This is a genomic window from Providencia sp. PROV268 (assembly GCF_028477805.1).
Lineage (GTDB): Bacteria > Pseudomonadota > Gammaproteobacteria > Enterobacterales > Enterobacteriaceae > Providencia > Providencia stuartii.
In genome coordinates this window covers 287,215-299,760 of sequence record NZ_JAMPLW010000002.1, presented here as the reverse complement: position 1 = coordinate 299,760, position 12,546 = coordinate 287,215, and the positions used below count along the sequence as shown (strand labels likewise).

The following is a 12,546-nucleotide window of genomic DNA, read 5'->3' as shown; positions in this document are numbered from 1 at the left end:
TCACTTAGGCAAGTAATGCCCCGTTAGGCAACGGTAGATTAAATTCAGCAAGTACTATCGCCCCTTTTTCATCCGGTGCACCTGTGATCAAAACCTCTGATTTAATACCGGCAATACGTTTAGGCTCAAAATTACAAACACATAAAACTCGTTTGCCGATCAGCTCTTCAAGGGTGTAATTTACAGTGATCTGTGCACTTGAGCGTTTCACACCTAATTCACCAAGATCGACGTCCATCACGTAGGCGGGTTTTTTAGCTTTACTGTTCACTTCTGCTTTAATAATTGTGCCAACGCACATTTCAACGCGAGTAAAATCATCCCATTCAATGAATTGCATAAACCTTACCTGAACTTAGTTATTAATAGACTTTTAGGCTAACACAAAATTGAAATAGGCTTTTATTGCTAAACACGCATTTTTTGTCGCCAAACCGTCATGGAAAATGATACAGATTGATTGGTCGATTTTATTTTAGTTATTCAGATAGTTATAAGTACTATAAACCGATAATAACCTGCCTGCTTTTGATTACCCACTGTTTTTATATATCCAAAATTGGCTTTATAGAGTGATAAAGCGCTAAAATATATCAGCGAAGCATCCATTCACACTAGAGAAGGTTTAATTATGTCGAATCAATATAAAATTGGTGTCATCGTTGGCAGTCTACGCACAAACTCATACAACCGCCAAGTTGCAGAAGCCTTAGTGAAGCTTTTCCCTGATCATTTCACATTTAACTTTCTCGATATCAGTAAGCTTCCTTTATATAACCAAGATGCCGATAAACAGCTACCCAGCGTTGTCGCTAACTTTAAATCACAAATTGCCGAGTGTGATGGGATTATTTTTGTCACGCCTGAATACAACCGTTCAATCCCGGGTGTATTAAAGAATGCGATTGACCACGCATCGCGCCCTGCGGGGAATAATTCATGGAATGGTAAACCAGCAGGCATTTTAGGGGTATCAACAGGCAATATCAGTACTGCAATTGCGCAGCAGCACTTGCGTGTCTGTCTAGCATCTTTAAATATGCCAACCATGAATCAACCTGAATGTTATTTGAAATGGTTTGAAGGTATGGTTGATGAACAACATAATTTTGCGCCGAAAAGCCAAGCATTTATTCAGGCGTGGGTGGATACTTATTGCCAGTTTGTTATCCGAAATGTTGCCAACTAATTGAGTGATATAAGAATAAACAACATCTACTTTTATCGGCTATAATCCGTATTAACAACAAAAAAGCACCGTAATTATGAAGTACTCCCATAACGTTGGGGGCTTCATTACGGTGCCTTTTGGTTTGATTAACGTCCTGCTTTTAACTTCTGGAAATACTCTTCATAAATAATGTTGGTATTGCCAACATCACTTTGCCATTCCCCTTTTTGCAATACCTCTTCACTTGGATAAAGAGACGGGTCATTAGCAATTTCCGGTGGTAGCATTTTCTTCGCTTCAAGGTTTGGCGTTGGGTAACCAATAGATTCGGCAACTTGTGCTGCAATATCAGGACGTAATAAGAAGTTGATCAACTTATGTGCCCCTTCAGGGTTTTTCGCATTGGCTGGAATAGCTAAGCTATCCATCCAGAAAATTCCCCCTTCTTTTGGCCAAATCACTTCAATCGGTAAACCTGCTTGGCGAGCAACAAAGGCTGAACCATTCCACAGCATGCCGACATCAACCTCACCTTCGATAAACGGCGTTGCTGGGTTATCAGAGTTAAATGCAAGGATATTTGGACGTAGTTTTTGTAACTCTTTATAAGCCTCTTCAATCTCTTTAGGATCGGTTGTGTTACCTGAATAACCGAGTTTTGTGAGTGCAACTTGGAATACTTCTCGTGCATCATCCATCATTAACAGGCTATTTTTATATTCAGGTTTCCAAAAATCGGCCCAAGAGGTGATTGAGCCTGGGTCAACGGCCTCACCATTAATACCGATCCCCGTCGCTCCCCAAATATAAGGAACGGAAAAATCATTTTGTGGATCGAACTCTTTATACAGTAAATTCGGATCTAGGTTTTTAAAATTACTTAGTTTTTGTTTATCGATTTTTTGTAGCATCCCCTCTTTACTCATTTTAGAAATAAAATAAGTAGAAGGAACGACCAAATCATAAGCCCCTTCTTTATAGGTCTTAAGCTTGGTGTACATACTTTCATTTGATTCGTAGGTGGAGTAAATCACCTTGATCCCAGTTTCTTTAGTAAATTGCTCTAATAAACCGGGGGGAACATATTCTGTCCAGTTATAGAAATACAGTACGTCTTTATTTTCGTCTGCGGCGGTTGCCGTGCCAATACTTGCAGCCATTAAGCCAGCCGCTAGTAGATAGGACCATTTTTTCATTACTGAGCATCCCTCAACAAAGTGTTTTCTTATACTCGCCATATTTCAAGTGACCATTAATGACTTTATTTAGCCGCTAATCGCTTGAATTATCTTGCGTATATATATCGTATAAGCTCATCTAGAGCTCACCCTCTTCGCCAAATGGCATTAAGTATGCGAGCTACCGAACCCAATAGCTCGCGACATTTACAGCACAAAAAATTATTTGAGCTATTTCGAAAACTTATCTCTCATCACCCACTGGCTCAAACAGACTAATACTAGCGACATGATCAACAATACAGTCGCCAATGCGTTAACCTCTGGGGAAACGCCCACTTTTACCATCGAGTAGATTTTTAGCGGTAAAATTTCATAGCTAGGGCCTGTAACGAAGGAGGAGACCACAACGTCATCCATCGATAAGGTAAAGCTTAATAGCCAGCCTGCCACGACCGCAGGAAACGCTAACGGCAGGATAATTTTACGTAAAATAGTAAACTCACCCGCACCAAGGTCACGCGCTGCCTCTAGCATTTTCACATCAAAATCTTTCAGCCTCGCATAGACGGTAACCACCACGAAAGGTAGACAAAAAGTAATGTGTGAAAACAGTAGCGACCAAAAACCAAGCGAAACCCCTAAAAGCATAAACAATACCAGTAGAGAAATGGCCATAACGATATCCGGCGACATCATCACAACAAATAACATACCACCGACAAAGGGTTTCCCTCTAAAACGATAACGAAACAGTGCAACTGCCGTTAACGTACCGATAATTGTCGCAAACGTGGCAGAAATAATCGCCATCGTTAATGAATGTCCTGCCGCTTGCAACAAACTATCGTTGTTGATTAACAGCTCATACCATTTGGTTGAAAAACCTTGCCAACTGATCCCAAAACGCGATTCATTGAACGAGTTCACAATCAAAATGATAATTGGAATATAAAGATAAGCGTAGACGATGGCCATAAAGCCACCTCGTAACGTGCGACCGATCATTCTTCATATGCCTTTTTATTCAATAGCTTAGCAGCTCGGTAATACACATACAGCAACAGCCCCATCATCACCGTTAAGAAGATGCTGGTTGCCGCACCAAACGGCCAATCGCGAATATTTAGGAACTGGCTCTTAATAACGTTCCCTATCAAGAGGTTTTTCGCTCCCCCCATCAGATCCGCAACATAGAACAGCCCCATCGCTGGCAGTAAAACAAGTAAGCAGCCGGCGATAATCCCAGGCATAGTCAATGGAATAATTATCTTCACAAATGTCTGGAGTTTGTTAGCACCGAGATCTCTTGCGGCTTCTAAGTAAGACTTATCCAACTTTTCAATACTGGAATAAAGCGGCATGACCATAAAGGGTAATAAAATATAGATAAGCCCTAACACAACCGCTTCAGGTGTATACATCAGACGTATCGGCTTATCGATAAGCCCTATCCACAGCAAGAAATCATTCAAGTACCCTTTCGTACTCAAAAACACTTTTAGCCCATAAATGCGAATTAAAGAGTTAGTCCAGAAAGGCACTATCAACAAAAAGAGCATTAAAGGCTGTAGGCGTTTAGGTAATTTCGCCAAAATAAAGGCAAAAGGATAACCGATAACTAAGCAGAAGAAAGTGGCGATCAGCGCCATATTCAACGAGTGGAGCATCACCTCAGCATACATGGGATCAGACAAACGGATGTAGTTATCCCATGTAAAGATCATATCAACAAGATTGGTATCACTGCGTGTTAAAAAGCTCGTACCAATGATCATGATGTTAGGCAAAAATACAAAGAGTAATAGCCATGCCACCACGCCCGTGATAATGACATTTTGTAAGATCTTGTGTTTACGCCTGATCATCCAGTACCACCTCCCAGCTTTCAACCCAAGTTACAGCAACTTTTTGGTTTAAGGAGTGGTCTACATCTGGGTCATCTTCATTGAAGAATTCGCTGACCATGATGATTTTGCCATCTTCCATCTCTACCACAGAATCTAACGTCATTCCCTTATAGTTACGTTCACGCACATAACCGATTAAACCGGGATAGTTTTCTGCATCGTTCACCTCTTCTACGCGCAAATCTTCCGGGCGTAATAAAACATGAACCGATTGGCCTTCTTGGACAGGTAAAGTGGTAAAAATGTCACATTCATGCCCTTCAACATTGGCACGAATACGTTGTTCATCAATGCGATATAAGACTTTTGCATCAAAAATATTGATTTCACCAATAAATTGAGCCACAAAGAGGTTTTTAGGCTCTTCGTAAATTTCACGCGGCGAGCCATCTTGCTCAATTTTGCCTTCACGCATAACAATAATACGATCTGACATTGCAAGGGCTTCTTCTTGATCATGGGTAACGAAAATAAAGGTGATCCCCAATTTACGTTGCAGCGCTTTTAGCTCATTTTGCATCTGCTTACGTAGCTTATAATCAAGTGCGGATAAAGACTCATCCAGCAAAAGGACTTTTGGACGATTAACGACGGCACGGGCGATCGCAACGCGCTGTTGCTGCCCACCAGAGAGTTGATTTGGTCGACGTTGTGCAAAATCCTCCAACTGCACCATACGCAATGCTTGATCAACTCGCTTTTGGATCTCGTCAGCAGGGGTTTTCTGCATACGCAAACCAAAAGCAACGTTTTCAAAAACGGTCATATGCGGGAACAGAGCGTAGCTTTGGAATACCGTATTCACAAAACGCTGCTCAGCAGGGATATCTGTAATATCCTGACCATCAAGAATAATTTTGCCTTCATCAACATCTTCTAGGCCGGCAATTAAACGTAGAACCGTTGTTTTGCCACAGCCAGAAGGGCCTAAAATGGTCAAAAACTCACCATTTTGGATGGTTAAGTCAAGCTCGGATATAATTTGTTTGCCATCGAAAGCTTTATTAAGTGCTTTCAATTCGACGAGTGGTGTCAGAGAGGTTGTCTCAGTCATTTATGCTACACTCTATCCCTATGAATAATGCAGATAGAACCGCTACCGTTAAAGACTGTGTAAGCTTATCGGAGATTTACTCTTCATACTTCCCCAGCAAAGCCCAAAACCAGTAGCGCCATTTAAATTTCATTAAGTGGTGCATGATAAACACTGTTTGTGTAAATTGAAAGCCATTTTCAGTACTTTGTTTGCATTTCATTATGAAAACGCAATGAAAGAATTCCCTTTGTCATAAAAACAAGCCACTTAACCATAGTTACACTAAGCAATAAGCCATTGTAAAACAACATAAAGCCACACTTAAGTTAGCTTTTCATTGTTCATAATAGAAAGCAACAAAGTATTTGTTATAGTTCAATAAAATATAGGCTAGAACAATCGAAAACATCCAAACATTAAAAATAAAAATGATATCGATTTGGTCATATTCTCAATGCCATTTTTACAACTGAATGTCAAAAATAGATAGCCGATAATATTCATCACATATAACCAAAATAAACCGATGTTTATTATTCTGTGACCTTCGGCAAGTTTCTAACTTAAATCAAATGTAATATCGATAATATTAATCGAAATCATATTATTCACCACATCTCGTTGAATATAATCATCTTATCAAGATAGACACGCGATATTTATTATTTCTAATGTGTGCTTATTTTGGTCTTTAACAATTTATATAACGCTGAGGGCCGCTTTAAAGTGCATCTATAAAAATAAATATGCCCTCACTGAATCTATTAACGATATTCCATTGAATTGATATGTGAGTGAACAACATGCCTAATAAAGAGTTTTTCTACCAACCCCTTTATCCTTTATCTGAGGATAAGACTGAATATTACCAATTAACGGATAAATATGTTTCTGTAGAATCCTTCGCAGGTAAGGATATATTAAAAATTGAGCCAGAGGCATTAACCGTGCTTGCCCAACAGGCTATTCATGATTCTCAATTTTTCCTAAGAACTGCACACCAAAAACAAGTTGCCGCCATCTTGTCTGATCCTGAAGCGAGTGAAAATGACAAATACGTGGCTTTACAACTCTTACGTAATGCTGAAATCTCAGCAAAAGGTATTTTGCCAAACTGCCAAGATACTGGCACAACGACGATTGTTGCTAAAAAAGGCCAACAGGTTTGGACTGACTGTAATGATGCCGAGCTATTATCTCGTGGTGTTTATCATGTTTTCCGCCAAGAAAACTTACGCTTTTCACAAAATGCCGCCTTAGATATGTATACAGAAGTCAATACAGGTACTAACTTACCTGCTCAAATTGATATTTTTGCTACCGAGGGGGATGAATACCATTTCTTGTTTGTTAATAAAGGCGCAGGATCAGCCAATAAATCGGCACTATTTCAAGAAACCAAAACGATTTTAGAACCAAACAAGCTAACAGCATTTCTTATCGAAAAAATGAAGGCATTAGGAACCACTGCTTGCCCTCCATACCATATCGCCTTTGTGATTGGTGGTACTTCAGCAGAAGCAACATTAAAAGCAGCCAAGCTTGCTTCAACGAAATATTATGACAATCTGCCTACATCCGGTAATGAACACGGCCAAGCATTTCGAGACATTGAATTAGAAAACACCCTGCTTGAAGCAACTCGCCATTTTGGTTTTGGTGCACAATTCGGTGGTAAATATTTTGCGCATGATGTCAGAGTCATACGCTTACCTCGTCATGGAGGTTCCTGCCCAATTGGCTTGGCCATTTCATGTTCTTCCGATCGTAATATCAAAGCCAAAATCAATAAACAGGGTTTATGGATTGAAAAAATGGAGCAGAACCCAGCCCAATATATCCCTGAATCTTTACGCCAACATAATGAAGCTAAAGTGGTTCACATCGACCTCAATCAACCGATGAAAGCTATCTTAGCAGAGCTCAGTAAGCACCCTGTTTCAACCCGTGTTTCACTCAGCGGCCCACTCATTATTGCTCGTGACATTGCCCATATGAAACTGAAAGAGCGCTTAGATAAGGGTGAGGAACTACCACAATATTTTAAAGATCATATGGTTTATTACGCGGGTCCTGCTAAAAAACCAGAAAGTAAAGTTTCTGGCTCTTTAGGTCCCACAACGGCGAATCGCATGGATCCGTATGTCGATTTATTCCAATCCCACGGTGGTAGCATGCTCATGCTGGCAAAAGGTAATCGCACCCAAGTGGTTACTGATGCTTGCAAAAAATACGGAGGATTCTATTTAGGTAGTATTGGTGGTTCAGCAGCAATTTTAGCGCAAGAGTATGTAAAAAGTTTAAGTTGCCTTGAATACCCTGAATTGGGAATGGAAGCCGTCTGGAAAATGGAAGTTGAAGGATTGCCAGCCTTTATTTTAGTTGATGATAAAGGCAATAATTTCTTCGAACAGGTACAAGACCAAACATGTAAAAAGTGTATTAAATAATCAAAAAAATAACGGCGACCTACTCTATGGTCGCCGTTTTTGATGCGATAAATAAACAGGTATCGTCGCTAATAATAATTTATTCGTACAACTGTTGAGGCATTAAATTTCCCCGTATTTACTGTTGGCGCAACTTTTTTAATTGATGCTGTATAATTACGTGTTACTGAAGTGCTGCCTGTCGCTAACGTACCGAAAAACTGGAAATAGTTGAACTTCATTCGATTATTTTTATCGTCAAAGAGCGTTAAGTTTGTACCATTTTTCAAGTCAATCGCATATTCTCCATTAAGCTGTTCAGTCGTTTCAAAATTAATATTCATTGAGAAATTATCTAAACAACCTCTTTTCACCGCTTGTACTTGAAATTGTTTTTTAAATTCTTTCCCTTGGTTAAGATCCGTTACCATTAATTGCCCAAAATCAATTTGTTGTGATTCTGGAAACACTTTAATATCGGCTCCGCATTTCAAAAAACGGATCCCACGTAATCCTGAAATTGAATATCTTAGGTTTTTAGCTCCAGGCGTAGTATTAATCCCCCCACTGCCATCAAATTGGAAAACCGTAAATTGGTTATCCCCATTATAATTCCCCGATGGTGGAACGACCCCCGTCACTTTAATATACAGGGTGAAAGTCACAGTGACCGTCACACTTTGGCCTTTACGAATAGGATTTGTGCCTAAATTGACACGCTGCTGATTTCTTTCTAACTGTTCCCCCTTGTAATTCGCCCCCAACAATAGCCCTGCACCAATCTTTTGGGAGGTCGGGTTAAAATACATATGAACAACGTCAACCGCGTTACCTAATACGTTATTGCAATAAACGGTCACCGTCATTGGGTCTGATTGCCAGATAATAGTATTTGCTGGTGTATCTGCTGGAATGGCTAATTGTCCAACAGGAACCGGAGGTTTAATAACATCACCTGTACCATATTCCACGCAATCTAATGCAAATGCTTTTGTGCTAAAAAATACCAATAACAATAAAAGCGATAATCCACTGTGCTTAATAAATCTGTGTATCATGAGTTATACACCTTATTAAAGATAGGCAATGCTCAACATAATTTGTGCTTTGATATTACCTATGGTTAAGTCTTTCCGAGGAAGGTAGCTTTCTAACATTGAGTAAAGTGTAATTTGCTGATTATCATCGAAATAAATAGAGTAATTGCGATATTCTCCATTAGGTACAATATTGCCATTTTTATCCATTAATCGGATGCCATATCCTTCTAATATCGTCTTGCCGCCAAATAAATCACGGTCTGAGCTTTTTGTTGGCTCAGAAATAAACATTAGCCGAACAACCGGTTTTCTATCATCACGATTAAAAGAGGGAAAAATGCAATCATCAAATTTTAACTTGATCTCTTGCTTAGGGCTTCTATCCCCTATTTCATTAAAGAAATTCAGAGAAATTGGTCCTAAATCAATATTTTGATCCAATGAAGAAAAACTGATCTTACAAGGCAATGAAATGACTTGCCCCGTAAAATTAAGATCGCCCTTCATCATGCTGCTATCGGCATAAACCCAGCTACTTAGCAGCAAAGAAATACAAAGGCTTATTGATATATAACAATTTCTCATTGCCAGCACCTATTTACTTTCGTTAGCCAACTGACAAACAGACGCAGCACATTGGTAAGTCAACATTTTCATACCACCATAATCATCCATATAACCTGTATATAATTGCTTAAATGGCGTTGTAGGAACTGTGACACTTTCCTTTGACATTGGAGCAATCATAACGCTTTCAAAATCAGGAAAATTATTGGTCGTGTTGCTACTTAAATACCCCAAAGTCACATAATATTTAGTTGGGTTTTCAATCAATAAACGGTTACCGGAATGAGTATATTTCAATTCTTTCGCCCAAACTTTATCGCTATTATTTTCAATTTGAGCTGGTCGATAGAACATTTTTAAGCGACTTTGAATTGCAATTTGCACCACGTTTTCTTTATTTGAAACTGGCGGGATCTCTCGGACATTCAGATAAAATAGTGATTCTCTGTCTTGGGGCAATTTATCTATTGCCTCCGTTTTAATAATTTTTATTTGGTTTTTCGTATTTGGCTCAACTCGCTGCATCGGAGGCAGCACCGTAAAAGGCTCTGCAATCTTATTTCCCTTATCATCTTCCATCCATGACTGAGCAAGATAAGGTAATGTTTTACTTTGGTTATTAATAACTAAACTGACTGATTTATCCTGACCGGGAAAAATGATCCGTGTGCGATCGATATTGATTGCAGCAAATGCGGTTTGCACACTGATAAACACGAATGAAAGGCAAACAGTGCCTTTATATAATTTATTCATAACAATTTCCTTTAAAGGCAGGGGATCAAAACTTTACTTTGTTCTTTTCCAGAAAAATTGGTAAAACTTAATTGGCATTGTTCATTTCCACCCGCCCACTTAACGGTATATTTCTCAGTAGGAGTAATCCCTGTTAAATACACAATCCCATTATCAGCAATAATGCCGACCTCTCTCCCTGAGTTGGCTTCTATAACACTGGTGCCTAATGGCGGATATTTCCCATTTCCCATACGAATAATGGCTAATATACGTTTTCCCTGATTGGCTCGAATGGTTTGATAACCTATCGCGCCCTCCGTCAAAGTCTTACCAATAATGTTGTCGTTGACATCAACATCATCAGGTAACGTATTCATATCGATATACACATCTGAATTAGAGAAACTATTTAAATTAGTCGCGACACCGATACCAAAGCGATTAGTCACCGACTGGCCATTATCAATAGAAATTCCTGCAACATCACCACTATCAATGACTACCCGAGGTTCATTACTAGTACCATTACGATGAAGCGCCGCACCATATTTCGTGGCCGTCATGGAGCCGTACCAACTTCCGCCGAAGGCTCGATAAGCATTCACATTTTCAGTCGCATTGAGATTTAATACACCATAAGCCGATGAGTACTGATAACTACCACTGATACTAGGCTCCATTCGGCCAAGTTGACGTTTATCGCCCCCAGCACGTAAGCTCCAATAGTTGTTGTTAATGTTTTCACTGTAATACGCGACTGATTGATTTAACTCTTTGCCATCATTCGCATATTGCAGGTCATAGCTGATAGAGGCGCCACTTTCTAGGGGAATAGAGAGTGATAAATACGCTTGGTTATCATCCGTTTCTTGGTACTTTATTTTATTTAATGACAATGTTGCTGACATATTTCTGATATTACCAAGGTTAAATATTTTGCTCAGACTCATGCCAAATGTCGTGGTTGATTCACTATTCCAAAATTGGTGGTGAGACGCATTAAGATATAAGGTGGCATCCAATAAACTGATATATTGGTTAAAGGATGCGGTATACACATTTTTATCTCGCCTAAAATCCAACATGCCGTTTGCAGCATCAATGTATTGCGGCATGGTTAAAAATGCTTTATCCGAGAACTTATAACCCGCAAAGGTGATCTGTGAGTTAGTGGATTCAAATCGTTTAGAATAATTTAAGCGGTAGCTATTTCCTGAATAAGTCCCCAAATTATTTAACTTCGCCTTAGCGCGTGTAATATCAAATGAAAGAGCGCCGAACTGGTTCATGTTTTGCCCAATACCAACGTTAATGGCTTGATATTCGTTGTTATTAAGCGTGGCAATCACTCCCCCGAATAAGGATGTACGACTAAAAAGGCCATAAGAGGCTTCACCTGCAATAAACCGCGGTTTAGTACGTTGTGAACGGCCAAATGGGCTAGATTCCCCCACTGAAAGCTTATATAAAAATTGCCCCTGCCGCGTTAAAAAAGGCAGCGATGCCGCGGTGACTTGATACTGTGTTTGGCTGCCATCTTCCTCTTGAATGGTGACATCTAACGTACCTTGTACCGCCTCGGTGATGTCCTGAATATTAAAAGGCCCTGGTGCAACACGAGCTTGTTTAATCACACGCCCATTTTGAGTAATAGTGACCATTGCATTCGTTTTGGCAATTCCTGAAATTTGTGGCGCATAACCACGCATCGAAGGGGGTAACATGCGAGTATCACTAAAAAGCGACGCGCCAACAAAACGAAAACTGTCAAAGAGCTCCGTTCTTAAATATGACTCTCCTAATAAAATTTTTGCCCCTAATTCAGGGAAGGCTCTAAAGGCATAAAATTGCGTCCAATCAAATCGTTGGTTTGTTTTACCTTGTGAGCGATTATATTGATATTGATAGTCAGCACGGAAACGCCACGCACCTAAATTCACCCCCGTCGTTCCGTTGCTACTGGCGCTAAAGGTTTCATTGCTATTTTTTGGCGCAGAATAGTTAGTAAATAGATTGTAGTCTATTAATAAACCTGCAATTCCATTATCCCATTGCGATGGTGGCACCCAGTAAGGGTCATCATATTCCAACCAAGCTTGAGGGATTGAAAATAGAATATTTTGGTTTGCTTTATCGAAAACATAATTTATGTTCATTGATTTAGGCAATTCAACACACTGATTACGCTTATCCTGTAATATTTTATTCCTAATGCTCGTTTTTAAGGAAAAAAGCTCTATCATTTCAGGCGTAATACAGAGTGCTGAAGTGTCTTTATTAACTTCAATAAACTTAATGAAATATTGTCCAGATAACTTACGACCATTTAATGTAATGTCTGTAAGATATTCACCTGCAGGTACAAAATCTGGATTGGAAAATTGACTGAGATCGATGTTGTCTCTATCTTTTGCATCAATAATATTCATATTAAACTCTATTGCATTAGATACACTTGATACCGACAGTGTAAGAAA

11 protein-coding genes are annotated in these 12,546 nt (G+C 39.4%); 2 read left to right on the top strand and 9 right to left on the bottom strand.

All coding sequences use genetic code 11. The features are described 5' to 3' along the window. Window positions 1-4 precede the first annotated feature (4 nt). A complete protein-coding gene (locus tag PR699_RS03300) occupies window positions 5-340 on the bottom strand; it encodes a tRNA-binding protein (RefSeq protein WP_014657411.1) in 336 nt (111 codons plus the stop codon). Window positions 341-631: 291 nt separating this feature from the next. Between PR699_RS03300 and PR699_RS03295 the strand changes: the two genes are divergently transcribed. Then, on the top strand, window positions 632-1,189 hold the full coding sequence (locus PR699_RS03295; protein ID WP_014657410.1) for an NADPH-dependent FMN reductase: 558 nt from the start codon (window positions 632-634) through the stop codon (window positions 1,187-1,189). A gap of 128 nt (window positions 1,190-1,317) precedes the next feature. On the opposite strand, the gene potD is transcribed toward PR699_RS03295, so the two are convergent. The 4 genes from potD to potA form a co-directional block, all read right to left on the bottom strand. Continuing rightward, window positions 1,318-2,367 (bottom strand): spermidine/putrescine ABC transporter substrate-binding protein PotD, encoded by a 1,050-nt coding sequence (potD, locus tag PR699_RS03290; RefSeq protein WP_014657409.1) that lies wholly within the window; start codon window positions 2,365-2,367, stop codon window positions 1,318-1,320. A 213-nt stretch (window positions 2,368-2,580) separates the two neighbouring features. Next, window positions 2,581-3,357 (bottom strand): spermidine/putrescine ABC transporter permease PotC, encoded by a 777-nt coding sequence (gene potC, locus PR699_RS03285; RefSeq protein ID WP_004917333.1) that lies wholly within the window; start codon window positions 3,355-3,357, stop codon window positions 2,581-2,583. Next, window positions 3,354-4,214: a spermidine/putrescine ABC transporter permease PotB gene (gene potB / locus PR699_RS03280; protein WP_169342388.1), complete on the bottom strand. Its 861-nt coding sequence runs from the start codon at window positions 4,212-4,214 to the stop codon at window positions 3,354-3,356. Before potB ends, potC begins: the two co-directional genes overlap by 4 nt. Then, the gene (gene potA / locus PR699_RS03275) at window positions 4,204-5,313 is read right to left on the bottom strand and encodes a spermidine/putrescine ABC transporter ATP-binding protein PotA (protein WP_004917339.1); all 1,110 of its coding nucleotides are present in this window, start codon (window positions 5,311-5,313) and stop codon (window positions 4,204-4,206) included. Before potA ends, potB begins: the two co-directional genes overlap by 11 nt. Before the next feature lie 785 nt (window positions 5,314-6,098). Here potA and PR699_RS03270 point away from each other — a divergent pair. After that, on the top strand, window positions 6,099-7,745 hold the full coding sequence (locus tag PR699_RS03270) for a fumarate hydratase (protein ID WP_004917343.1): 1,647 nt from the start codon (window positions 6,099-6,101) through the stop codon (window positions 7,743-7,745). A gap of 68 nt (window positions 7,746-7,813) precedes the next feature. Here PR699_RS03270 and PR699_RS03265 read toward each other — a convergent pair whose 3' ends face one another. The 4 genes from PR699_RS03265 to PR699_RS03250 are packed head-to-tail and all read right to left on the bottom strand — an operon-like array spanning window position 7,814 to window position 12,498. Continuing rightward, window positions 7,814-8,782: a fimbrial protein gene (locus PR699_RS03265; protein WP_004917347.1), complete on the bottom strand. Its 969-nt coding sequence runs from the start codon at window positions 8,780-8,782 to the stop codon at window positions 7,814-7,816. 15 nt (window positions 8,783-8,797) lie between these two features. Continuing rightward, the gene (locus PR699_RS03260; protein ID WP_014657408.1) at window positions 8,798-9,349 is read right to left on the bottom strand and encodes a fimbrial protein; all 552 of its coding nucleotides are present in this window, start codon (window positions 9,347-9,349) and stop codon (window positions 8,798-8,800) included. A 9-nt stretch (window positions 9,350-9,358) separates the two neighbouring features. Beyond that, window positions 9,359-10,087 (bottom strand): molecular chaperone, encoded by a 729-nt coding sequence (locus PR699_RS03255; protein WP_004917351.1) that lies wholly within the window; start codon window positions 10,085-10,087, stop codon window positions 9,359-9,361. Window positions 10,088-10,098: 11 nt separating this feature from the next. Continuing rightward, complete coding sequence (locus PR699_RS03250) at window positions 10,099-12,498, bottom strand: fimbria/pilus outer membrane usher protein (protein ID WP_230089004.1); 2,400 nt, start codon at window positions 12,496-12,498, stop codon at window positions 10,099-10,101. Window positions 12,499-12,546 lie beyond the last annotated feature (48 nt).

Bases quoted from the DNA above. Each gene is read 5' to 3' on its own strand.
- PR699_RS03300 (WP_014657411.1), bottom strand. From the start codon at position 340: ATGCAATTCATTGAATGGGATGATTTTACTCGCGTTGAAATGTGCGTT.
- PR699_RS03270 (WP_004917343.1), top strand. From the start codon at position 6,099: ATGCCTAATAAAGAGTTTTTCTACCAACCCCTTTATCCTTTATCTGAG.
- PR699_RS03295 (WP_014657410.1), top strand. From the start codon at position 632: ATGTCGAATCAATATAAAATTGGTGTCATCGTTGGCAGTCTACGCACA.
- potA (WP_004917339.1), bottom strand. From the start codon at position 5,313: ATGACTGAGACAACCTCTCTGACACCACTCGTCGAATTGAAAGCACTT.
- PR699_RS03265 (WP_004917347.1), bottom strand. From the start codon at position 8,782: ATGATACACAGATTTATTAAGCACAGTGGATTATCGCTTTTATTGTTA.
- potC (WP_004917333.1), bottom strand. From the start codon at position 3,357: ATGATCGGTCGCACGTTACGAGGTGGCTTTATGGCCATCGTCTACGCT.
- potD (WP_014657409.1), bottom strand. From the start codon at position 2,367: ATGAAAAAATGGTCCTATCTACTAGCGGCTGGCTTAATGGCTGCAAGT.
- PR699_RS03255 (WP_004917351.1), bottom strand. From the start codon at position 10,087: ATGAATAAATTATATAAAGGCACTGTTTGCCTTTCATTCGTGTTTATC.
- PR699_RS03250 (WP_230089004.1), bottom strand. From the start codon at position 12,498: ATGAATATTATTGATGCAAAAGATAGAGACAACATCGATCTCAGTCAA.
- PR699_RS03260 (WP_014657408.1), bottom strand. From the start codon at position 9,349: ATGAGAAATTGTTATATATCAATAAGCCTTTGTATTTCTTTGCTGCTA.